We start from the raw sequence: 21753 nt of genomic DNA on the forward strand, positions 1-21753 counted from the left end.
CACGACAATGGTGCGTCCCTTATTTAATTTCCAGGTTTTCAGCCCCGAATAATAATTGGGGACGTTCCCCGTTTTATTTTTCTTGCGCCGCCTGATGCGCCGCAGTATCGTCGCTTTCCCGCGGCGCGCCATGCGTGCGTGCGCCGCGGTGCGAGTGTCGGCCGGTGGCGCGCATGACTGCGCTGCCCGCCCTCGATGTCCCAGTACCCGGGTTCGTCCTCGCCGAACGAATCCCCCAGCGGAGCGCACCATGCCTCAATCCAGTCAGGAACACCTTTCGGCCCCGGCGCCGCAGACCGCCGTCATCGACGCTTCCCGCATCGGGCTGCCGACGCCGCGCAAGGCGCCCCAGGCCCAGGGGCTGTACGACCCGGCCAATGAACACGACGCCTGTGGCGTGGGCTTCGTTGCGCACATCAAGGGCAAGAAGAGCCACTCGATCATCCAGCAGGGCCTGAAGATCCTCGAGAACATCGACCACCGCGGCGCGGTAGGGGCCGATCCGCTGATGGGCGACGGGGCCGGCATCCTGATCCAGATTCCCGATGCGCTGTACCGCGAGGAAATGGCCGCTCAAGGCGTCGAACTGCCCGCCCCGGGCGAGTACGGCGTCGCCATGGTGTTCCTGCCGCAGGAAATCGCCTCCCGCCTCGCCTGTGAGGCCGAGCTCGAGCGCGCCGTGCGCGCCGAGGGGCAGGTGGTGCTGGGCTGGCGCGACGTGCCCATCGACAAGGACATGCCGATGTCGCCCAACGTCAAGCAGGTCGAGCCGGTCATCCGCCAGCTCTTCATCGGCCGCGGCGGCGACGTCATGGTGCCCGATGCGCTCGAGCGCAAGCTGTACGTGATCCGCAAGATGGCTTCGCACGCCATCCAGAAGATGCACCTCAAGCACGGCAAGGAATATTTCGTGCCGTCCATTTCCAGCCGCACCGTGGTCTACAAGGGCCTGCTGCTGGCCGACCAGGTGGGCCGCTACTACCGCGACCTGGCCGACTCGCGGGCCGTGACCGCGCTGGCGCTGGTGCACCAGCGCTTCTCCACCAATACCTTTCCGGCCTGGCCGCTGGCCCACCCGTACCGCCTGATCGCCCACAACGGCGAGATCAACACGGTCAAGGGCAATTTCAACTGGCTGCGTGCGCGCGAAGGCGTGATGCAGTCGCCCGTCCTGGGCGACGACCTCAAGAAGCTCTATCCCATCGTCTACGAAGGGCAGTCCGATACCGCCACGTTCGACAACTGCCTCGAGCTGCTGGTGATGTCGGGCTATTCCATCTCGCACGCGATGATGATGATGATTCCCGAGGCCTGGGAACAGCACGCCGAAATGGACGAGGCGCGCCGCGCCTTCTACGAATACCACGCCGCCATGATGGAGCCGTGGGACGGCCCGGCCGCGATCGCCTTCACCGACGGCCGCCAGATCGGCGCCACGCTCGACCGCAACGGCCTGCGTCCGGCGCGCTACATCGTCACCGACGACGACCTCGTCATCATGGCCTCGGAGTCGGGCGTGCTGCCCGTCCCGCAGAGCAAGATCGTCAAGAAGTGGCGCCTGCAGCCGGGCAAGATGTTCCTGATCGACCTGGAGCAGGGCCGCATCATCGACGACAAGGAGCTCAAGGACCAGCTCGCCAACAGCAAGCCCTACCGCCAGTGGATCGAGCGCATCCGCATCAAGCTGGACACGCTGGCCGAACCCATCAAGGAAGAGATCGAGGAAGGGCGCTCGTCGGTGCCCATGCTCGACCGCCAGCAGGCCTTCGGCTGGACCCAGGAAGACTACAAGTTCATCCTGCGCCCCATGGCCGTGCTGGGCGAGGAAACCACCGGTTCCATGGGCAACGATGCGCCGCTGGCGGTGCTGTCGAACAAGAACAAGAGCCTCTATAACTATTTCCGGCAATTGTTCGCGCAGGTCACCAACCCGCCCATCGACCCCATCCGCGAAAACCTGGTGATGTCGCTGGTGTCGTTCATCGGGCCCAAGCCCAACGTGCTCGACATCAACAACGTCAACCCGCCGCTGCGGCTGGAAGTGGCGCAGCCGGTGCTGGATTTCGCCGACATGGCGCAGATCCGCCACATCGAGCGCGTCACCAACGGCAAGTTCAAGAGTTTCGAGCTCGACATCACGTACCCGGCCGGCTGGGGCAAGGAAGGCATCCAGGCGCGGGTGGCGGCGCTGTGCGCCCAGGCCGTGGACGCCGTCAAGAGCGGCTACAACATTCTGATCGTGTCCGACCGCCTGGTCGACGCCACGCGCGTGCCCATTCCCGCGTTGCTGGCGACCTCGGCCGTGCACCAGCACCTGATCCGCGCCGGCCTGCGCACCAGCACCGGCCTGGTGGTGGAAACCGGCTCGGCGCGCGAAGTGCACCACTTCGCCCTGCTCGGCGGCTACGGCGCCGAGGCCGTGCATCCCTACCTGGCCATGGAAGCCCTGGTGCACGAACACGAGCACGACGCCAAGGTGCCGGCCGACAAGGCCATCTACAACTACGTGAAGGCCATCGGCAAGGGCTTGCAGAAGGTCATGTCCAAGATGGGCATCTCGACCTACATGTCCTACACCGGCGCGCAGATCTTCGAGGCAGTCGGCCTGAACCGCGCCCTGGTGGAGCAGTACTTCCCCGGCACGGCCAGCAATATCGAGGGCATCGGCATCTTCGAGGTGGCCGAGGAATCCCTGCGCATGCACAAGGCCGCCTTCGGCGACGACCCGCTGCTCGAGAACGCGCTGGACGAGGGCGGCGAGTACGCCTTCCGCATCCGCGGCGAAGAGCACATGTGGACGCCGGACGCGATCGCCAAGCTGCAGCATTCCACCCGTGCGGACAACTACCGCACCTACAAGGAATACGCGCAGATCATCAACGACCAGAGCAAGCGCCACATGACGCTGCGAGGGCTGTTCGAGTTCAAGTTCGATCCGGCCAACGCCATCCCGCTGGACGAAGTCGAGCCGGCCAAGGAGATCGTCAAGCGCTTCGCCACCGGCGCCATGTCGCTGGGCTCGATCTCGACCGAGGCCCATTCGGTGCTGGCGATCGCGATGAACCGCATCGGCGGCAAGTCCAACACGGGCGAGGGCGGCGAGGACGAACTGCGCTATCGCGCCGAGCTGCAGCACGGCAAGGCCGGCATCAAGGACGGCGATACGCTCGCTTCGGTCCTGGGCGCCGACCGCGTGGTGGCCGACGTGCCGCTCAAGGCCGGCGATTCGCTGCGCTCGCGCATCAAGCAGGTTGCCTCGGGCCGCTTCGGCGTCTCGGCCGAATACCTGGCGAGCGCCGACCAGATCCAGATCAAGATGGCGCAGGGCGCCAAACCGGGCGAAGGCGGCCAGCTGCCGGGCCACAAGGTGTCCGAGTACATCGCCAAGCTGCGTTTCTCGGTGCCGGGCGTCGGCCTGATCTCGCCCCCGCCGCACCACGACATCTATTCCATCGAGGACCTGGCCCAGCTCATCCATGACCTGAAGAACGTCAACCCGCAGGCTTCGATCTCGGTCAAGCTGGTGTCCGAAGTCGGCGTGGGCACGGTGGCGGCGGGCGTGGCCAAGGCCAAATCCGATCACGTGGTGATCGCCGGCCATGACGGCGGCACCGGCGCCTCGCCCGTGTCGTCCATCAAGCACGCCGGCACGCCGTGGGAGCTGGGCCTGGCCGAAACGCAGCAGACGCTGGTGCTGAATCACCTGCGCGGCCGCATCCGCGTGCAGGCCGACGGCCAGATGAAGACGGGCCGCGACGTCGTGATCGGCGCGTTGCTCGGCGCCGACGAGTTCGGCTTCGCCACGGCCCCGCTGGTGGTCGAAGGCTGCATCATGATGCGCAAGTGCCACCTGAACACCTGCCCGGTGGGCGTGGCCACGCAGGATCCGGTGCTGCGCGCCAAGTTCCAGGGCAAGCCCGAGCACGTTGTGAACTTCTTCTTCTTCATCGCCGAGGAAGTGCGCGAACTCATGGCCCAGCTGGGCATCCGCAAGTTCGACGACCTCATCGGCCGGTCCGACCTGCTCGACATGCGCGCCGGCATCGAGCACTGGAAGGCGCGCGGGCTGGACTTCAGCCGCGTGTTCTACCAGCCGGCGGCGGCCGCCGACGTGGCGCGCCGCCACGTGGAAGACCAGGACCATGGCTTGGCCAAGGCGCTCGACCACCAGCTGATCGAACGCGCCAGGCCCGCCCTGGACCGCGGCGAGAAAGTGTCGTTCATCACGACCGTGCGCAACGTCAATCGCACCATAGGCGCGATGCTGTCGGGCATGGTGGCCCGCAAGTACGGCTACGAAGGGCTGCCCGACGACACCATCCACATCCAGTGCAACGGCACGGCGGGCCAGAGCTTCGGCGCCTTCCTCGCGCACGGCGTCACGCTGGACCTCGTGGGCGACGGCAACGACTACGTCGGCAAGGGGCTCTCCGGCGGTCGCATCATCGTCCGTTCGCCCAACGACTTCCGCGGGCATGGCCCCGAGCACATCATCGTCGGCAACACGGTGCTGTACGGCGCGCTTTCGGGCGAGGCCTACTTCAACGGCGTGGCCGGCGAGCGCTTCGCGGTGCGCAACTCGGGCGCCGCGGCGGTGGTGGAAGGCGTGGGCGACCACGGCTGCGAATACATGACCGGCGGCACCGTCGTCGTGCTGGGCGAGACCGGCCGCAACTTCGCCGCGGGCATGTCGGGCGGCGTGGCCTATGTCTACGATCCGGACGGCACGTTCCGCCAGCGGGCCAACCTCGCCATGGTGGAGCTGGAATCCGTGGTGCCCGCCGCCCTGCAGGAGAAGGAAGGTTCGCGCCGCCTGTGGCACAGCATGATGCGCGGCGGCGAGCGCGACACCGACGAAGCCATCCTGCGCCGCCTCGTGGAAAACCACTTCCGCTATACCGGCAGCTTTCGCGCGCGCGACATCATGGACAGCTGGGAGGCTTCCCGCGCCAAGTTCGTCAAGGTCATGCCGACCGAATACCGGCGCGCGCTGGGCGAACTGTGGGACGCCCAGAATCCGGAGAAGCTGGCTGCGTAAGGCCGCATCGCGGCCGTGGCGGACCGGGCGCGAGGGCGCGTGCGGTCCGGCCTCGCGGCGGCAAGGCGAACAGTAACGAATCGGAAGCCGGGCGCAAGGCGTCGATGCCGTGCCCGGCATCAAACAGAATTGTCAGGAAAGAGTCATGGGTAAGGTCACCGGATTTCTGGAATACCAGCGTCTGCAGGAAGCGGCCGAAGCGCCGGAGGTGCGCGTCAAGCACTGGAAGGAGTTCGTCCTCCACCTGAACACCGAGCAGGCGAAGCAGCAGGGCGCGCGCTGCATGGACTGCGGCATTCCGTTCTGCACCAACGGCTGTCCGGTCAACAACATCATTCCGGACTGGAACGACCTGGTCTATCGCCAGAACTGGAAGCAGGCCCTGGCGGTGCTGCACTCCACCAACAACTTCCCCGAGTTCACGGGCCGCATCTGCCCCGCGCCCTGCGAAGCCGCGTGCACGCTCAACATCAATAATGACGCCGTCGGCATCAAGTCGATCGAGCATGCCATCATCGATCATGGCTGGGAGCACGGCTGGGTCACGCCCCTGCCGCCCAAGGCCAAGACCGGCAAGAAGGTGGCCGTGGTCGGTTCCGGCCCCGCCGGCCTGGCTTGCGCCCAGCAGCTGGCGCGCGCCGGCCACGACGTGACGGTGTTCGAGAAGAGCGACCGCGTCGGCGGGCTGCTGCGCTACGGCATTCCCGATTTCAAGCTGGAGAAGTGGCAGATCGACCGCCGCATGGCCCAGATGGAGCAGGAGGGCGTGGTGTTCCGTCCGTCGACCTTCGTCGGCCGCGCCGAGGACGCCAAGGCGCTGGGCATCTCCGCCACCGTCAAGACGCCCGAGGAATTGCAGGCCGAGTTCGACGCCATCGTCATCTCCGGCGGGGCGGAAACCCCGCGCGACCTGCCGGTGCCGGGCCGCGAGCTGCAAGGCGTGCATTTCGCGATGGATTTCCTGCGCCAGCAGAACAAGGTGGTGGCCGGCGACAAGGTCAAGGACCAGATCGTCGCCACGGGCAAGCACGTGGTCGTGATCGGCGGCGGCGACACCGGCTCGGACTGCGTCGGCACGAGCAATCGCCATGGCGCCGCGTCGGTGACCCAGTTCGAGGTGATGCCGCAGCCCCCCGCCACCGAGAACAAGGAGCTGACCTGGCCGTACTGGCCGCTCAAGCTGCGTACGTCGTCCTCGCACGAGGAAGGAGTGGAGCGCGACTGGGCGGTGTCCACCAAGACCTTCAAGGGCAAGAACGGCAAGGTGACCTCGCTGGTGGCGTGCCGGGTCGAATGGGTGCGCGGTGACAACGGCCAGATGAAGATGGCCGAGGTCGAGGGCTCCGAGTTCGAGATCCCGGCCGACCTGGTGCTGTTTGCAATGGGGTTCGTGTCGCCCGTGCAACAAGTCCTGGATGCGTTCGGCGTCGAGCGCGACGCGCGCGGCAACGCCCGGGCCAATACCGAGGACTACCGTACCAGCGTGGACAAGGTCTTCGCCGCCGGCGACATGCGGCGCGGGCAGTCGCTGGTGGTGTGGGCGATCCGCGAAGGCCGGCAGTGCGCCGCTTCCGTGGACAGTTTCCTGATGGGCTCGACCGAGCTGCCGCGCTGAGCGGAGGGCGCCGCGTCCGGTCCGCCGCCCCCGGGCCGGACGCGCGCCGAGGCGCCCGTGGGGCGCAAGCGTCGCTTAAAAACTTCTTAACAGCGCTCCGGCAGACTTCTCCCGCGCGCCACGCCTGTGTCCGGCGCTGGTTTCCAGCCGATACAAGGAGCGGCCGGACTGTTGTAAAAACGTAAACCCGCGCGGGACGCCGTGGTTCATAATCTGCACTCCCGCGCGAGGGCTGCGCCGACGGCCGTCCGGGCCGGCTGCCGGCACGCGCGAGCGTCCTTTCCCTGGAAGGGCAGTGCTACGTTTCCCCGACAATACCCGTTGCCAGGCTAGGGTAACCCCGGTATCGAGACGGGCTGCTGTTAGAATCCCCCGCTGATTTCCCTCGAATTCGCTGATACTTTCGTCAAGCAACGCCCATCTTTTCAATTCTTCCGCTTACATGCCCGATTCGGCACGATCTTCTCAATCCTCCGACGTCGCACTGGCCTTCGACCGTCTGTCGGTAGGCTATGGCGACCGTACGATCCTGCAGAACATCGACATGCAGGTCCGGCGCGGGCAGGTGGTCGCGATCATGGGCGGCTCGGGGTCGGGAAAGACTACCCTGCTGCGTGCCGCGACGGGGCAGCTTTCCCCCCAGGCGGGACGAGTGGTGACGCTGGGCGAGGATCTCTCCGCGCTGTCGGGCGATCGTCTGTTCGCGCTGCGCAAGCGCATGGGCGTGTTGTTCCAGCAGGGCGCGCTGTTCACCGACCTGGACGTCTACGAGAACGTGGCCTTTCCGCTGCGCGAGCACACGTCGATGACCGAGCCGGAGATCCTCGAGCGCGTGCTGTCCAAGCTGGACGCGGTCGGGCTGAAGGCCGCCGCGTTCCTGCGTACGTCCGAGATCTCCGGGGGCATGGCGCGGCGTGTCGCGCTGGCCCGCGCCGTGGTGCTGGAACCCGAACTCATCCTCTATGACGAGCCCTTTGCCGGCCTGGATCCCATTTCCATGGGGGTGACGGCGCAATTGATACGCACCATGACCGATCGGCTGGGATGCGCCTCGGTCCTGATCACGCACGACGTGCAGGAGTCGTTCCACATTACCGATCAGGTCTACCTGCTGGGGCGGGGGTCGCTCGTGGCCAGCGGGACGCCGGCCGAACTGTCCGCCTCCAAGGATCCGTTCGTGCATCAATTCCTCCATGGCGAGCCCGACGGCCCGGTGGCCTTCGAGTATCCCGAAACGCCGGCCTATCGCGCCTGGCTCGAACGCCAGCGGAGGGCACGCTGATGGCCGCGCTCACCCGTTTCCTGATCGGCCTGGGCGCCGGCACGCGCACCTCGATCGCCGGCCTGGGCGCCTTTGCCCGGTTCTTCGCGCAGCTCCTGCTCAAGAGCGGCACGGCGTTGCGGCGGCCGCGGCTGGTGGTGCAGCAAGTCCACTTCATCGGCAATTATTCGCTGGTGATTATCGCCGTATCGGGGCTGTTCGTCGGCTTCGTGCTGGGGCTCCAGGGGTACTACACGCTCAATCGCTACGGCTCGGAGCAGGCGCTGGGCCTGCTGGTCGCGCTCAGCCTGGTGCGAGAGCTCGGCCCGGTCGTGACCGCGCTCCTGTTCGCGGGGCGCGCCGGCACGTCGCTGACCGCGGAGATCGGGCTGATGAAGGCCGGCGAGCAGCTGTCGGCCATGGAAGTCATGGCCGTCGATCCGGTTCGGCGAGTCCTGGTTCCGCGCTTCTGGGGCGGCATCATCGCCATGCCGCTGCTGGCCGCCGTATTCTCGGCAGTCGGCATACTGGGCGGCTGGGGCGTGGGCGTGCAGCTCATCGGCGTGGACGAAGGGGCCTTCTGGTCGCAGATGCAGAACGGAGTCGACGTCTGGGAAGACGTGGGCAACGGCGTGCTCAAGAGCCTCGTCTTCGGCGTGGCGGTGACGCTGATCGCGCTCTACCAGGGCTACCACGCCACGGCGACGCCGGAAGGCGTATCGCGCGCGACCACGCGCACCGTCGTGGCGGGGTCGCTGGCCGTGCTGGGCCTGGACTTCCTGCTCACGGCCTGGATGTTCGGCAATTGAATGACGCGGCGCCCGCTCGTGGGCGCCCGCGGTGAAGAACTGGCAAGGACGCGCCGCGCGGGCGGGGAGTCCGGAGGAATACGAAATGTCGCGAGAGAAAGTCGATCTCTGGGTGGGAATCTTCGTGCTGCTGGGCGCGCTCGCCTTGGTGTTCCTGGCGCTCAAGGCAGGCAACCTGCTGAACGTGCTGGCGGTCGGCAAGACCTATTCGGTGACGGCCAACTTCGACAACATCGGAGGGCTCAAGCCGCGGGCGCCGGTCAAGAGCGCCGGCGTCGTCGTGGGCCGCGTCTCGAGCATTACGTTCGACGACAAGATGTTCCAGGGCGTGGTGACCCTGGACCTGGATGCCCGCTACGTGTTTCCCACCGATTCGTCCGCCAAGATCCTGACCTCGGGGCTGTTGGGCGAGCAGTACATCGGCATCGAGCCCGGCGGCGACGACAAGAACTTCGTCGCCGGCGACAAGATCCGTTATACCCAGAGTGCGGTCGTGCTCGAGAATCTGATCAGCCAGTTCCTCTACAGCAAGGCGGCCGAGGGGAGCAACTCCGGATCGGGTGGCGAGTCCGCCCCGAAATGACGACAAGCGAATGAATATGAATAAGAAATTCCTGGCAATCGTGCTGGCGGCCGGCCTCGCCGGCTGTGCCACCGCACCCGAAGGCCGGCCGGCCGATCCGCGGGACCCGCTGGAAGGGTTCAACCGCAGCGTGTACAAGTTCAACGACACGGTCGACCGGGCCGTGCTCAAGCCGGTGGCGCAGGGCTATGTGGACGTGGTGCCGTCGCCGGTTCGCAGCTGCGTGCGCAACATGTTCGCCAACGTGGGCGACGTGATGTCCGCTATCAACAGCTTCCTGCAGAATCGCGCACCCGATGGCATCAACACCACCTTCCGGGTATTGCTGAACACCACCATGGGCGTGTTCGGCTGCTTCGACCTCGCCACGCAGAACGGGCTGCCGCGCAACAAGGCCGATTTCGGCCAGACCCTGGGCGTCTGGGGCGTCGGCTCGGGGCCGTACCTGGTGCTGCCGTTCCTGGGCCCCAGCACCGTCCGCGACGCCGGCGGCACGGCGGTCGATTTCGTCGCCGATCCGGTGGCCGTCCGCAACATCGACAACATCCCGGTGCGCAACACGGTGTACGGGCTGCGGGTCGTCAATGCGCGCGCCAACCTGCTGGAAGTGGGCAACCTGCTCGACCAGGTTGCGCTCGATCCCTATAGCTTCACGCGCGACGCCTACCTGCAGCGCCGGGCAAGCCTGATCCGCGGCGTAAAATCGGAGGATGGCGATCTGCCGGATTATTCGCTGCCCAATTACGACGATGATGACGAGCCTGCGGCGCCCGCTCCCGCATCGGGCAAGCCGCAACAATAAGGACAAGGATTTCCCATGGTTTTCAAGCATGTGACGATGACCGCGGCCGCGCCGCGGGGGTTTGCGTGGCTGGCCGCGCTGTTCCTGGGCCTGGCGCTCGCCCTGGCGGGCGCCCGCGCCCATGCGCAGAACCCCGGTTCGCCGGAGGCGCTGGTCCAGAAAGTAACGGGCGAGGTCCTGGCCGCGATCAAGTCCGATCCGTCGGTGCAGTCCGGCAATCCCCAGCGGCTGCTGCAGCTGGTGGATGAAAAGATCCTTCCGTACGTCGATTTCGAAAAGACGACGCGCCTGGCTGCCGGCCGCTACTGGCGCCAGGCCACGCCCGACCAGCAAAAGGCGTTGGTCAAGGAGTTCCGCACCACGCTGGTGCGGACCTACAGCGGAGCGGTATCGTCGGTGAAACAGCAGACGGCCGTGGAGTTGCGCCCCTCGCACTACCCGGCCGATGCCACCGACGTGGTCGTGAAGACCGTCATCAAGCAGCCGGCCGGCGATCCCATCCCCGTGGACTACCGGATGGAAAAGGAAAGCCAGGGCTGGAAGATCTATGACGTCAACGTGCTGGGCGTCTGGCTGATCGAGAACTACCGCAACCAGTTTTCGCAGCAGATCAGCCAGAACGGCATCGACGGCCTGATCAAGTCGCTGGCGGAGCGCAACCGCCAGTTCGAGCGGTAGAAGTCCCCCCTACGCGCTGACGCGCGCCCCGAATGGTATAGACCCCAGCCGCTAAGCGGCAGCCCCCCGAGGGGGTCGGGACCCGCCTTGGGGCGGCCCTGCGCCGGGTCTCGTGGGGGGCTTTCCTTCCCCTTGAGGGGAGCGGCCGAAGGCCGCAAGGGGTAGGCTTCCCTCCCATTGGCTTATAATGGGGGATTCGCCCGGCATCTGCCGGGATTGCGCTTTTTGAGCCTCCCCTGCGCGTGCGAGCCGGTTGCAGGCCGTTTTGTGGGCGCGGAAGCGTTTTTCTATTCAAGCCATGTCATCCGCCGTTCGTATCGAACATGTTTCCAAGGTCTATCCCAAGCAGACGAGCTTGTGGCGGCGCGTGGGTGCTGGCGCGGCCGGGGAAGGGTTTCAGGCGCTGAACGACGTCAGCCTCGAGATCGCACCTGGCGAGTTCTTCGGCCTGCTAGGGCCCAACGGGGCCGGCAAGACGTCGCTGATCGCCATCCTGGCGGGCCTGTCCAAGGCCACGACCGGGCAGGTGTCGATCTGCGGCTACGACGTCGCCACGCAGTTCCGGGCCGCGCGCCGCGCGCTGGGCGTGGTGCCGCAGGAACTGGTGTTCGATCCGTTCTTCACCGTGCGCGAGACGCTGCGCATCCAGTCCGGCTATTTCGGGCTGCGCAACAACGATGACTGGATCGACGAGATCCTCGAGAACCTGGGCCTGACCTCCAAGGCCGACGAGAACATGCGCGCGCTGTCGGGCGGCATGAAGCGGCGGGTGCTGGTCGCCCAGGCCCTGGTGCATCGGCCGCCGGTGATCGTGCTGGACGAACCCACCGCGGGGGTGGACGTCGACTTGCGGCGTACGCTGTGGCAGTTCATCTCGCGGCTGAACCGGATGGGGCACACCATATTGCTGACTACGCATTACCTCGAAGAAGCCGAGGAGCTGTGCGGCCGCATCGCCATGCTCAAGGCCGGGCGCATCGTGGCGCTGGACACCACCCGGGCGCTGCTGGCCAAGGTCGGCGGTTCGCGCCTGGTGCTGCACATGGGCGCTTCGGGGTGGCCCGAGGGCAAGAACCGGGCGCTGGACGAACGCCTGGTCCAGCGCCAGGGCAATCGCGCCGTGCTCCGCCTGGACAACAGCACCGAGCTGGAGACGCTGCTGGCCCAGGTGCGCACGGCCGGTGGCGTGATCGAGGGCATCGAGGTCCTGCCCGCCGATCTGGAAGACGCCTTCCTCGACATCATGCACGGCGCCTCGGCGCCCGCGGCGCTGGAGAAGGCGGCATGAGGGCGATGCGATGAGCGCGGTCCAGCCTACCGATCGTCGGACCGAGGCCGAGCAGGGCGCCAGGCCTGCCGGCTTCATTGGCCTGCAGCCCAACCTGAATGCGGGATCCGGTTTCCTGACCCTGTTCTACAAGGAAATGCTCCGGTTCTGGAAAGTCGGTTTCCAGACCGTCGCCGCGCCTGTGGTCACGGCCGTGCTGTACCTGCTGATCTTTGCCCACGTGCTGGAAGGGCGGGTCACGGTGTACGAAACGGTGCCATATACGGCGTTCCTGATCCCCGGGCTCATGATGATGAGCATGCTGCAGAACGCCTTCGCCAATTCGTCGTCGTCGCTGATGCAGAGCCGCGTCACCGGCAACCTGGTGTTCATGCTGCTGCCGCCGTTGACCCATTGGGAATTCTTCTGGGCCTACGTGCTGGCCGCGATCGTGCGGGCGCTGTTCGTCGGCCTGGGCATCTACGCCGTATCGCTGTTCTTCGCCGAGCCGCGCTTTGCCGAACCGCTGTGGATGCTGGTGTTCGCCGTGCTCGGCAGCGGCATCATGGGGGTGCTCGGGCTGATCGCGGGCATCTGGGCCGAGAAGTTCGACCAGATGGCGGCCTTCCAGAATTTCCTGATCGTGCCTGCCACCTTCTTGTCCGGGGTATTCTATTCCGTGCATTCGCTGCCGCCGTTCTGGCAGGCCGTGTCGCACTGGAACCCCATCTTCTACACCATAGACGGCTTCCGTTATGGGTTTTTCGGCGTCGCGGACGTTTCCCCCTGGCATAGCCTGGCGGTTGTCGCCGGGACTTTCGTGCTGGTGGCTTCGTTCGCGCTGCGGCTGTTGTCCACCGGCTACAAACTTCGCTATTGAGATGAGAGTATCCCCCTACGCGCTGACTCGGGCCGTGTACTTTCATCGGCTGCGCGTCGCGCGCAGTGTTTCGGACAACTAAGATGAGTACCATGCTTCCCACTCCCGAGCAGGTCCGGCAGTACATTCTCGACGGACTGTCTTGCGAGCATGTCGATGTGCAGGGCGACGGCCAGCATTTCGAGGCGCTCATCGTCAGTTCCGAATTCGCCGGCAAGCGTCCCATCGCGCGGCACCAATTGGTCTATGCCGCATTGGGCGAGCGCATGCGCGAGGAAATCCACGCATTGTCGATGCGCACTCTCACTCCACAAGAATTCAAGGCGGGCAATTGATGGATAAGCTGCAGATCACCGGCGGTCGTCCCCTGCGTGGGGAAGTCGAGGTGTCGGGGGCGAAGAACGCCGCGCTGCCCTGCCTGTGCGCTTCGCTGCTGACCGCCGATGCGGTGACGCTCGAGAACGTGCCGCAGCTCAACGACATCGGCACCACGCTGCGCCTCTTGCGCCGCCTTGGCGTCAAGGCCGAACGCCACGGCAGCGAGGACGAACCGGGCGATCGCGTCACGCTCGAGGCGAGTCAGGTCGATTCGTTGGAAGCGCCGTACGAGCTGGTCAAGACCATGCGGGCCTCCATCCTGGTGCTGGGACCGCTGCTGGCCCGATTCGGCGAGGCGCGGGTCAGCTTGCCCGGGGGCTGCGCCATCGGCCAGCGGCCCATCGACCAGCACATCAAGGGGCTGGCGGCCATGGGCGCCGACATCAGCATCGAGCACGGTTTCGTGGTTGCGCGCGCGAAGCGCCTGAAAGGCGCCGCCATACGCACCGACATGGTTACCGTGACCGGGACCGAGAACCTGCTCATGGCCGCGGTGCTGGCCGAAGGGCTGACGGTGCTGGAGAACGCGGCGCGCGAGCCCGAGATCGTCGATCTGGCGGAAATGCTCATCAAGATGGGCGCGCGCATCAGCGGCCACGGCACGGACCGCATCGTGGTCGAGGGCGTCGCCCGGCTGCACGGCACGACCCACCGCGTCATGCCCGATCGCATCGAGGCCGGCACCTTCCTGTGCGCGGTGGGGGCGGTGGGCGGTGAAATCGTGCTGCGCAACGCCGATCCGGCCAGCATGGGCGCCACGCTCGACAAGCTTGCGGAGGCCGGCGTGGCCATCGAATGCGGTACCGACTGGGTCCAGGCCGGCATGCGCGGCCGCCCGCGCGCCGTGGGCTTTCGCACGCTCGAGTATCCCGGTTTCGCCACCGACATGCAGGCCCAGCTGATGGCCTTGAACGCCATCGCCGAAGGGACGGCGGTCATTACCGAGACGATCTTCGAGAACCGCTACATGCACGTCCAGGAGCTGCGGCGCCTGGGCGCGGACATCGAGATCGACGGCCACACGGCCGTGGTCAAGGGCGTGGCTCGCCTGTCCGGGGCCATCGTCATGGCGACCGATCTGCGGGCCTCGGCCAGCCTGGTCATCGCAGGCCTGGTCGCCGACGGCCAGACCGTCATCGACCGCATCTACCACCTGGATCGCGGCTACGAGCACATGGAGCGCAAGCTCCTGCGCCTGGGCGCCGACATCCGCCGCGTGAGCGGCGGTGGAGGGCAGGCATGACGGTACGCCGAGCCCCGGCCTCGTATCAGGAGGTAGCGCGATGAGCGCCTTCGCCCCGGCCGACCCCGGTGCGCCGATCACGCTGGCGCTGTCCAAGGGCCGCATCTTCACCGAGACCATGCCGCTGCTGGCCGAGGCCGGCATCACGGTGGCCGAGGATCCGGAGAAGTCGCGCAAGCTCATCCTGCCCACCAGCGATCCGGGCGTACGCATCATCATCGTGCGCGCCTCGGACGTGCCGACCTATGTCCAGTATGGGGCCGCCGACCTGGGTGTGGCCGGCAAGGACGTGCTGATCGAGCACACCGCCCAGCATCCTGGCGTGCTGTACCAGCCCGTGGACCTGCGCATCGGCAAGTGCCGGCTGTGCGTGGCGGTGCCCGACGGGTTCGACTACGCGAGCGCCGTGCGCCAGGGCGCCCGCCTGCGCGTGGCTACCAAATACGTGCAGGCCGCGCGCGAGCATTTCGCCGCCAAGGGCGTGCACGTGGATCTCATCAAGCTCTACGGCTCGATGGAGCTCGCGCCGCTGGTCGGGCTGGCCGACGTGATCGTCGACCTGGTGTCCACCGGCGGCACGCTGCGCGCCAACAACCTGGTCGCGGTCGAAGATATCATGGACATATCGTCGCGCCTGGTGGTGAACCAGGCGGCCCTGAAAACGCGGCGACACCGGTTGCAGCCTCTGATCGACGCCTTCGCGCGCGCCAGCCTGGCCATGCCGGCCTGACCAAGCGCCGCGCGAGACGCTCGAAGCGCGGCCTGCCCCCCCGCGCCATGCAGAGGCTGCGTTGTCCATTGCCGCCGCGCCTCCCGGCGCGGGGCCGGGCTGCCCTCCGGAAACCGACTTTGCAGAGCTAGTTATGTCCCTCATCAACCGACTCGACACCCGTAGCGACGACTTCCGAGCCCGCCTGCAATCGCTGCTGGCCTTCGAAGCGTCCGAAGACGCTTCCATCGAACGGGCGGTGGCCGATATCCTGCTGGACGTGCGCACGCGCGGCGACGGCGCCGTGCTCGAATATACCCATCGCTTCGATCGGGTGCAGGCCTCGTCCATCCAGGAGCTGGACATCCCGCGCGCCGACTGGGCCGCGGCCCTCGACGCGCTGCCGCGCGACCAGCGCCTGGCGCTGGAGGCGGCCGCCGACCGCATCCGCGCCTACCACGAGCGCCAGCGCGCCGAGACCTGGACCTACACCGAGGCCGACGGCACCGTACTGGGGCAGAAGGTCACGCCGCTGGACCGCGTGGGGCTCTACGTGCCCGGCGGCAAGGCGGCCTATCCGTCGTCGCTGCTGATGAACGCCATCCCGGCCAAGGTGGCCGGCGTCGGGGAAGTCGTCATGGTCACGCCCACGCCCGACGGCGTGCGCAATCCCATGGTGCTCGCGGCCGCCGCCATCGCCGGCGTGGACCGCGCGATCGCCATCGGCGGCGCCCAGGCCGTGGGCGCGCTGGCCTACGGCACGCCGTCCATCGCGCCGGTGGACAAGATAGTCGGCCCGGGCAATGCCTACGTCGCGGCCGCCAAGCGGCGCGTGTACGGCACCGTGGGCATCGACATGATCGCGGGTCCCAGCGAGATTCTCGTCATCTGCGACGGCAAGACGCCGGCCGACTGGATCGCCATGGACCTGTTCTCCCAGGCCGAGCACGACGAACTGGCCCAGGCCATCCTGCTGTGTCCCGACGCTGCCTATGTCGACGCCGTGGAGGCCGCCATCGCCCGGCTGCTGCCGACCATGCCGCGCGCCGACATCATCCGCACCAGCCTGGCCAACCGCGGCGCGCTGATCCTCGTGCGGGACCTGGCCGAGGCGTGCGCCATCGCCAACGACATCGCCCCGGAACACCTGGAGATCTCGACCGCCGAGCCCGAGCGCTGGGCCGACCTGATCCGGCACGCCGGCGCCATCTTCATGGGGCCGCACAGTTCCGAATCGCTGGGCGACTATTGCGCGGGACCCAACCACGTGCTGCCGACCTCGCGCACCGCGCGGTTCTCTTCGCCGCTGGGCGTGTACGATTTCCAGAAACGGTCCAGCCTGATCAAGGTATCGGGCGCCGGCGCGCAGACCCTGGGACGCGTTGCCGCCACCCTGGCCTACGGCGAGGGGCTGCAGGCGCATGCGCGCAGCGCCGAATACCGCCTGGACGATGGTCCGGCCGCCCAAGGGCAGCCTGCCGGCTCGCCATGAAACCGACGCCGCCCCTTCAACGAGACTACCCGGAAACGATCATGCGCACCGCCGAGATCACCCGCAATACCAACGAAACGCGCATCCGCGCGGTCGTCAACCTCGACGGCACCGGCAAGCAGAACCTGCAGACCGGCGTGCCGTTCCTGGACCACATGCTCGACCAGATCGTGCGCCACGGCCTGATCGACATCGACATCGTGGCCGAGGGCGACCTGCACATCGACGCCCACCATACGGTGGAGGACGTCGGTATTACGCTCGGCCAGGCGGTGGCCAAGGCGGTCGGCAACAAGGCCGGCATCCGCCGCTATGGCCACGCCTACGTGCCGCTGGACGAGGCGCTTTCGCGCGTGGTGGTGGATTTCTCGGGCCGCCCCGGCCTGGAGTTCCACGTGCCGTTCACGCGCGCGATGATCGGCCAGTTCGACGTCGACCTGACGCGCGAATTCTTCCAGGGTTTCGTCAACCACGCCCTGGTGACCTTGCACGTCGACAACCTGCGCGGCGTCAATGCCCATCACCAGTGCGAGACGGTGTTCAAGGCCTTCGGCCGGGCCCTGCGCATGGCGCTCGAGGTCGATCCGCGCGCCGGCGGCGCCGTGCCGTCGACCAAGGGGGTGCTATGACCCGCATTGCCGTCGTCGACTACGGCATGGGCAACCTGCGCTCGGTTGCCCGGGCGCTCGAACACGTCGCTCCCGAGGCCGAGGTGCGCATCTGCAGCGATGCGGCCGGGGTGCGGGCCGCCGACCGGGTGGTGTTTCCGGGCCAGGGCGCGATGCCCGATTGCATGCGGTACCTGGAGGAAACCGGCCTGCGAGAGGCCGTGGTCGAAGCCTCCCGGACCAAGCCGCTGCTGGGCGTGTGCGTGGGCGAGCAAATGCTGTTCCAGCGCAGCGAAGAGGGCCCTGCGGACGGCCTGGGCATATTCGAGGGCGAGGTGGTCCGCTTCGCCGGCCCTCCCTTCGAGGGGCCGGAACGCCTGAAGGTGCCGCACATGGGCTGGAACCGCGTGCGCCAGACGCTATCCCATCCCCTCTGGGACGGCGTGGCCGACGGGACCTATTTCTACTTCGTCCACAGCTACTACGTGGCGCCTGCCGATCTAGGGGTAATTGCCGGGCAATCCGATTACGGCCTCGCCTTTACCTGCGCGGTAGCGAGAGATAACATCTTTGCAACCCAGTTCCACCCCGAGAAAAGCGCCGGCGCGGGCTTGCGCATTTACCAGAATTTCGTGGGATGGAACCCATGAACCCCGCCCGCCGAGGTACGGCTGCTCTTTTTCGCCTAGTCGCCCAGTCAGTGCTTCCCGATACGAACGACACCCTGATTCGCCATGCTTCTCATTCCCGCGATTGATCTCAAAGACGGTCGTTGTGTCCGCCTGCGCCAGGGCGATCTCGACGATGCCACCGTGTTCTCCGAAGAACCCGCCGCCATGGCCACCCATTGGCTGGACCAGGGAGCGCGCCGGCTGCACCTGGTCGATCTGAACGGCGCCGTGGCCGGCAAGCCCAAGAACGAGGCGTCCATCAAGGCCATCGTCGAGGCCCTGGGCGACGAAATCCCCGTCCAGATCGGCGGCGGCATCCGCGACCTCGACACCATCGAGCGCTACCTGGACAACGGCATTTCCTACGTCATCATCGGTACCGCCGCGGTCAAGAACCCGGGATTCCTGCACGACGCCTGCAGTGCCTTTCCCGGACAGATCATCGTCGGGCTCGACGCCAAGGACGGCAAGGTGGCCACCGATGGCTGGAGCAAGCTGACCGGCCACGACGTGACCGACCTGGCCAAGAAATTCGAGGACTACGGCTGCTCGTCCATCATCTACACCGACATCGGCCGCGACGGCATGCTGTCGGGCGTCAACGTCGAGGCCACGGTCAAGCTGGCCCAGCACGTCCGCATTCCCGTCATTGCCTCGGGAGGCATCGCCAACCTGACCGACATCGAGAAGCTCTGCGCGGTGGAGGACGAAGGCGTGGAAGGCGCCATCCTGGGCCGCAGCATCTACGAGGGCACGCTGGATTTCCAGGCGGCGCAGGCCCGGGCAGATGAATTGAGCCCCCCCCCTGCGCCCTGACGGGCGCCCCCCCAGGGGGGCGGCACTGGCGGACCGGCAAAGCCGGATCCGCGGTGCCCTGGGGTACCACTGGGCTGGCGGGGGAGCGGCGATTTTGTGGGGCGTTGCTTCTCGGCGGCGTGGGGGGAATCGGCGTATCGTATAGGGCTGACCTGGGGTGTTTTTCGCTCCAGGTGACGAGTATTTTTGGAATTCTGTGATGTTGACGCGACGTATCATTCCTTGCTTGGACGTGACCGCCGGGCGGGTCGTCAAGGGGATCAATTTCGTGAATCTGGTCGATGCCGGGGATCCGGTGGAGATTGCGCGCCGCTATGACGAGCAGGGCGCGGACGAGATCACGTTCCTGGACATTACCGCTTCGAGCGACCAGCGCGACATCATTCTTTCGGTGATCGAGCAGGTGGCGTCGCAGGTGTTCATTCCGCTCACCGTGGGCGGCGGGGTGCGGCAGGTGGCGGACGTGCGCCGGCTCCTGAACGCCGGAGCCGACAAGGTGGGCATCAATACCTCGGCGGTGACCAATCCCGAGCTGGTGCGCGAGGCGTCCGGGCGCTATGGGGCGCAATGCATCGTCGTCGCCATCGACGCCAAGCGCGTCTCGGCCGAGGGCGAGGCGCCGCGCTGGGAGGTGTTCACCCATGGCGGGCGCAACGCCACCGGGCTGGATGCCGTGCAATGGGCACGCAAGATGGCCGAGTACGGCGCCGGCGAGATCCTGCTCACCAGCATGGATCGGGACGGGACGCGGTCGGGCTTCGACCTTGCGTTGACGCGCGCGGTCTCCGACGCGGTGTCGATTCCCGTGATCGCCTCCGGCGGCGTCGGTTCGCTCCAGGACCTCGCGGACGGCATCACCGAAGGCCATGCCGACGCGGTGCTGGCCGCCAGCATCTTCCACTATGGGCAGCACACGGTGCAGGAGGCCAAGCGCTTCATGGCCGGGCGCGGCATACGCATGAGGCTGGACGACTGATGGCGGCCACGACCGATACCCTTTCCGCGGACCAGGAAGCCTGGCTCGACGCCATCGTCTACGACGAACATGGCCTGGTGCCCGGCATTGCGCAGGACGTGACGACCGACAAGGTCATCATGTTCGCGTTCCTGAACCGCGAGTCGCTGCGCGAGACCCTGCGCACCGGCAATGCCACCTATTGGTCGCGTTCGCGCAACCGCCTGTGGCGCAAGGGCGAGGAGTCCGGACACGTGCAGCGTGTGCGCGAGATCCGGCTCGATTGCGATGGCGACGTGGTCTTGCTGCGGGTCGAGCAGGTCGGCGGCATCGCCTGCCATACCGGGCGCGAGCGCTGTTTCTACCGCCGCCTGGAAACCGAAGGCGAGGGCGGCGCGCGGTGGGTCGAGACCGACCCGGTCCTCAAGGATCCGGAGAGCATCTACAAATGAACGATTTCCTGGCGCGGCTGGCCGACACGATCGCCAGCCGCCGGCCCGACCGGGGCGGTTCGCCCGATTCGTCCTATGTGGCCCGCCTGCTCAGCAAGGGACCTGACGGCATCCTGAAGAAGATCGGCGAGGAGGCCACCGAGACGGTGATGGCGGCCAAGGATGGCGTGCCCGAAAAGATCATTTACGAGACCGCCGATCTCTGGTTTCATTGCCTCGTCATGCTGGAGTATTACGGTTTGCGTCCCGAACAGGTCGTCGCCGAGCTCGCGCGGCGCGAGGGCTTGTCGGGTTTGGATGAAAAGGCCGCGAGAAGCGGCAACGCCACGAACCAATGAGATGAGCGACAACTGTATTTTCTGCAAGATCGCGCGGGGGGAGATCCCCTCGCGCAAGGTCTACGAAGACGACGAGATCTTCGCCTTCCACGACATCAACCCCATCGCGCCCGTGCACTTTCTGGTCATTCCCAAGCGGCACGTCGCCTCGCTGCAGGAGGTGGCCGCAAGCGACGTACCGCTGTTGGGTAGAATGCAAGTTCTGATCCCCCGCCTGGCGCTCGAACAGGGCTGCCGCCCCGGGCCCGAAGGGGGGTTCCGTCTGGTCGCCAACAACGGCGCGGACGGCGGGCAGGAGGTGCCGCACCTGCACTATCACGTGATAGGCGGCCCTCGCCCCTGGAAGCGCAACTGAGCCGGCGGTTTCCGCCCGTATTTGACTGGACGATTATCCGCCGCAAGGCGTGGAGCATGTAATGGGTAGCTTTAGCATTTGGCACTGGCTGGTTGTTCTCGTGATCGTGGTCCTGATCTTCGGCACCAAGAAGCTGAAGAATCTCGGGCAGGATCTCGGCGGCGCCGTGAAGGGATTCAAGGAAGGCATGAAGGAAGGCGGCGACGCCGCGGCTTCGAACTCGGAAAGCACCTCCGCCGATCCCAAGCGCGTTTCCGCCGACACGATCGACGTGGAAGCCAAAGAAAAAGAACGGACCTGATAGGGCCTCCCTCCAGATCCATGACTAACACGAAGGCGCTCCGCGCCATGACAACAACCTGCCCATCCGAGGGCACTGCGGATCCGGCTTTGCCGGTCCGCCAGTGCCGCCCCTCGAGGGGCGCGGTCGAAGACCGCCCGGGGTGGGCTTCCCCCCACAGGCGCTGAATGTTCGACGTCAGTTTTACCGAACTTCTCACCATCGGGGTGGTGGCGCTGATCGTCATCGGCCCCGAGCGGCTGCCCAAGGTGGCCCGTACCGTCGGCCACCTGCTGGGCCGGGCCCAGCGCTACGTCAGCGACGTCAAGAGCGACATCCGGCGCGAAATGGAGCTCGAGGAATTGCGCAACCTGCGCAAGGAAATGGAAGACGCCGCGCGCTCGCTCGAGACCACCGTCAGGACCAACGTCGACGACCTGAACAAAGGGTTCAACGAAGTCCAGCAAACCGTCGAGGAAGCCGCGCGCGAAGTCAAGGCCGCCGCGTCGGAGTCGCTGCCGGA

Annotated in this window: 21 protein-coding genes and 1 pseudogene; all 22 read left to right on the top strand. The window is 66.6% G+C overall.

The window, feature by feature from the left end:
- Positions 1–250 precede the first annotated feature (250 nt).
- Complete coding sequence (locus CDO44_RS25320; protein WP_087782985.1) at positions 251–5038, top strand: glutamate synthase-related protein; 4788 nt, start codon at positions 251–253, stop codon at positions 5036–5038.
- Positions 5039–5183: 145 nt separating this feature from the next.
- Entirely contained in the window at positions 5184–6653 is a 1470-nt protein-coding gene (locus tag CDO44_RS25325) for a glutamate synthase subunit beta (RefSeq protein ID WP_087782986.1), read from the top strand.
- Positions 6654–7095: 442 nt separating this feature from the next.
- Positions 7096–7935 (top strand): ABC transporter ATP-binding protein, encoded by an 840-nt coding sequence (locus tag CDO44_RS25330; RefSeq protein ID WP_087782987.1) that lies wholly within the window; start codon positions 7096–7098, stop codon positions 7933–7935.
- Entirely contained in the window at positions 7935–8723 is a 789-nt protein-coding gene (gene mlaE / locus CDO44_RS25335) for a lipid asymmetry maintenance ABC transporter permease subunit MlaE (RefSeq protein WP_087782988.1), read from the top strand. Before CDO44_RS25330 ends, mlaE begins: the two co-directional genes overlap by 1 nt.
- 85 nt (positions 8724–8808) lie before the next feature.
- Entirely contained in the window at positions 8809–9306 is a 498-nt protein-coding gene (gene mlaD, locus CDO44_RS25340; RefSeq protein WP_087782989.1) for an outer membrane lipid asymmetry maintenance protein MlaD, read from the top strand.
- Between the two features lie 16 nt (positions 9307–9322).
- The gene (locus CDO44_RS25345; protein WP_087783132.1) at positions 9323–10108 is read left to right on the top strand and encodes a VacJ family lipoprotein; all 786 of its coding nucleotides are present in this window, start codon (positions 9323–9325) and stop codon (positions 10106–10108) included.
- A gap of 36 nt (positions 10109–10144) precedes the next feature.
- Positions 10145–10786 carry a phospholipid-binding protein MlaC gene (locus CDO44_RS25350; protein WP_087783133.1) on the top strand — a complete coding sequence of 214 codons (642 nt, stop codon included), beginning with the start codon at positions 10145–10147 and terminating at the stop codon, positions 10784–10786.
- A 298-nt stretch (positions 10787–11084) separates the two neighbouring features.
- A complete protein-coding gene (locus CDO44_RS25355) occupies positions 11085–12074 on the top strand; it encodes an ABC transporter ATP-binding protein (RefSeq protein ID WP_087782990.1) in 990 nt (329 codons plus the stop codon).
- 10 nt (positions 12075–12084) lie between these two features.
- The gene (locus CDO44_RS25360; protein WP_087782991.1) at positions 12085–12933 is read left to right on the top strand and encodes an ABC transporter permease; all 849 of its coding nucleotides are present in this window, start codon (positions 12085–12087) and stop codon (positions 12931–12933) included.
- Positions 12934–13025: 92 nt separating this feature from the next.
- The gene (locus CDO44_RS25365) at positions 13026–13268 is read left to right on the top strand and encodes a BolA family protein (protein WP_087783134.1); all 243 of its coding nucleotides are present in this window, start codon (positions 13026–13028) and stop codon (positions 13266–13268) included.
- Positions 13268–14554 (top strand): UDP-N-acetylglucosamine 1-carboxyvinyltransferase, encoded by a 1287-nt coding sequence (gene murA, locus CDO44_RS25370; RefSeq protein ID WP_087782992.1) that lies wholly within the window; start codon positions 13268–13270, stop codon positions 14552–14554. The genes CDO44_RS25365 and murA overlap by 1 nt, the downstream gene beginning before the upstream one ends.
- A 40-nt stretch (positions 14555–14594) precedes the next feature.
- The gene (gene hisG, locus CDO44_RS25375; RefSeq protein WP_087782993.1) at positions 14595–15284 is read left to right on the top strand and encodes an ATP phosphoribosyltransferase; all 690 of its coding nucleotides are present in this window, start codon (positions 14595–14597) and stop codon (positions 15282–15284) included.
- A 133-nt stretch (positions 15285–15417) separates the two neighbouring features.
- Positions 15418–16755: a histidinol dehydrogenase gene (hisD, locus tag CDO44_RS25380; protein ID WP_087782994.1), complete on the top strand. Its 1338-nt coding sequence runs from the start codon at positions 15418–15420 to the stop codon at positions 16753–16755.
- A gap of 41 nt (positions 16756–16796) precedes the next feature.
- Entirely contained in the window at positions 16797–17384 is a 588-nt protein-coding gene (gene hisB, locus CDO44_RS25385) for an imidazoleglycerol-phosphate dehydratase HisB (protein WP_087782995.1), read from the top strand.
- Positions 17381–18013: an imidazole glycerol phosphate synthase subunit HisH gene (hisH, locus tag CDO44_RS25390; RefSeq protein WP_087782996.1), complete on the top strand. Its 633-nt coding sequence runs from the start codon at positions 17381–17383 to the stop codon at positions 18011–18013. Before hisB ends, hisH begins: the two co-directional genes overlap by 4 nt.
- Before the next feature lie 84 nt (positions 18014–18097).
- Positions 18098–18850: a 1-(5-phosphoribosyl)-5-[(5-phosphoribosylamino)methylideneamino]imidazole-4-carboxamide isomerase gene (gene hisA / locus CDO44_RS25395; RefSeq protein WP_087782997.1), complete on the top strand. Its 753-nt coding sequence runs from the start codon at positions 18098–18100 to the stop codon at positions 18848–18850.
- 196 nt (positions 18851–19046) lie between these two features.
- Positions 19047–19826 carry an imidazole glycerol phosphate synthase subunit HisF gene (gene hisF, locus CDO44_RS25400; protein ID WP_087782998.1) on the top strand — a complete coding sequence of 260 codons (780 nt, stop codon included), beginning with the start codon at positions 19047–19049 and terminating at the stop codon, positions 19824–19826.
- Positions 19826–20257, top strand: a complete 432-nt coding sequence (gene hisI / locus CDO44_RS25405) for a phosphoribosyl-AMP cyclohydrolase (protein ID WP_087782999.1) — start codon at positions 19826–19828, stop codon at positions 20255–20257. The genes hisF and hisI overlap by 1 nt, the downstream gene beginning before the upstream one ends.
- Positions 20254–20595 carry a phosphoribosyl-ATP diphosphatase gene (locus tag CDO44_RS25410; protein WP_087783000.1) on the top strand — a complete coding sequence of 114 codons (342 nt, stop codon included), beginning with the start codon at positions 20254–20256 and terminating at the stop codon, positions 20593–20595. Before hisI ends, CDO44_RS25410 begins: the two co-directional genes overlap by 4 nt.
- A 1-nt stretch (position 20596) precedes the next feature.
- Complete coding sequence (locus CDO44_RS25415) at positions 20597–20950, top strand: histidine triad nucleotide-binding protein (protein ID WP_087783001.1); 354 nt, start codon at positions 20597–20599, stop codon at positions 20948–20950.
- Positions 20951–21011: 61 nt separating this feature from the next.
- On the top strand, positions 21012–21251 hold the full coding sequence (gene tatA / locus CDO44_RS25420; protein ID WP_087783002.1) for a Sec-independent protein translocase subunit TatA: 240 nt from the start codon (positions 21012–21014) through the stop codon (positions 21249–21251).
- 167 nt (positions 21252–21418) lie between these two features.
- Positions 21419–21608: pseudogene (gene tatB / locus CDO44_RS28435) on the top strand (Sec-independent protein translocase protein TatB); the annotation flags it as partial.
- Between the last annotated feature and the right edge of the window lie 145 nt (positions 21609–21753).

This window comes from Pigmentiphaga sp. NML080357, assembly GCF_002188465.1.
Classification (GTDB): Bacteria; Pseudomonadota; Gammaproteobacteria; order Burkholderiales; family Burkholderiaceae_B; genus Pigmentiphaga.

What these genes read in the sequence shown, in the direction of transcription:
- CDO44_RS25330 (WP_087782987.1), top strand. Translation starts at nt 7,096, where the DNA reads ATGCCCGATTCGGCACGATCTTCTCAATCCTCCGACGTCGCACTGGCC.
- tatA (WP_087783002.1), top strand. Translation starts at nt 21,012, where the DNA reads ATGGGTAGCTTTAGCATTTGGCACTGGCTGGTTGTTCTCGTGATCGTG.
- mlaE (WP_087782988.1), top strand. Translation starts at nt 7,935, where the DNA reads ATGGCCGCGCTCACCCGTTTCCTGATCGGCCTGGGCGCCGGCACGCGC.
- hisG (WP_087782993.1), top strand. Translation starts at nt 14,595, where the DNA reads ATGAGCGCCTTCGCCCCGGCCGACCCCGGTGCGCCGATCACGCTGGCG.
- CDO44_RS25350 (WP_087783133.1), top strand. Translation starts at nt 10,145, where the DNA reads ATGACCGCGGCCGCGCCGCGGGGGTTTGCGTGGCTGGCCGCGCTGTTC.
- hisH (WP_087782996.1), top strand. Translation starts at nt 17,381, where the DNA reads ATGACCCGCATTGCCGTCGTCGACTACGGCATGGGCAACCTGCGCTCG.
- CDO44_RS25320 (WP_087782985.1), top strand. Translation starts at nt 251, where the DNA reads ATGCCTCAATCCAGTCAGGAACACCTTTCGGCCCCGGCGCCGCAGACC.
- murA (WP_087782992.1), top strand. Translation starts at nt 13,268, where the DNA reads ATGGATAAGCTGCAGATCACCGGCGGTCGTCCCCTGCGTGGGGAAGTC.
- CDO44_RS25345 (WP_087783132.1), top strand. Translation starts at nt 9,323, where the DNA reads ATGAATAAGAAATTCCTGGCAATCGTGCTGGCGGCCGGCCTCGCCGGC.
- CDO44_RS25325 (WP_087782986.1), top strand. Translation starts at nt 5,184, where the DNA reads ATGGGTAAGGTCACCGGATTTCTGGAATACCAGCGTCTGCAGGAAGCG.
- hisB (WP_087782995.1), top strand. Translation starts at nt 16,797, where the DNA reads ATGCGCACCGCCGAGATCACCCGCAATACCAACGAAACGCGCATCCGC.
- CDO44_RS25415 (WP_087783001.1), top strand. Translation starts at nt 20,597, where the DNA reads ATGAGCGACAACTGTATTTTCTGCAAGATCGCGCGGGGGGAGATCCCC.
- CDO44_RS25360 (WP_087782991.1), top strand. Translation starts at nt 12,085, where the DNA reads ATGAGCGCGGTCCAGCCTACCGATCGTCGGACCGAGGCCGAGCAGGGC.
- mlaD (WP_087782989.1), top strand. Translation starts at nt 8,809, where the DNA reads ATGTCGCGAGAGAAAGTCGATCTCTGGGTGGGAATCTTCGTGCTGCTG.
- hisA (WP_087782997.1), top strand. Translation starts at nt 18,098, where the DNA reads ATGCTTCTCATTCCCGCGATTGATCTCAAAGACGGTCGTTGTGTCCGC.
- hisD (WP_087782994.1), top strand. Translation starts at nt 15,418, where the DNA reads ATGTCCCTCATCAACCGACTCGACACCCGTAGCGACGACTTCCGAGCC.
- CDO44_RS25410 (WP_087783000.1), top strand. Translation starts at nt 20,254, where the DNA reads ATGAACGATTTCCTGGCGCGGCTGGCCGACACGATCGCCAGCCGCCGG.
- CDO44_RS25355 (WP_087782990.1), top strand. Translation starts at nt 11,085, where the DNA reads ATGTCATCCGCCGTTCGTATCGAACATGTTTCCAAGGTCTATCCCAAG.
- hisI (WP_087782999.1), top strand. Translation starts at nt 19,826, where the DNA reads ATGGCGGCCACGACCGATACCCTTTCCGCGGACCAGGAAGCCTGGCTC.
- CDO44_RS25365 (WP_087783134.1), top strand. Translation starts at nt 13,026, where the DNA reads ATGCTTCCCACTCCCGAGCAGGTCCGGCAGTACATTCTCGACGGACTG.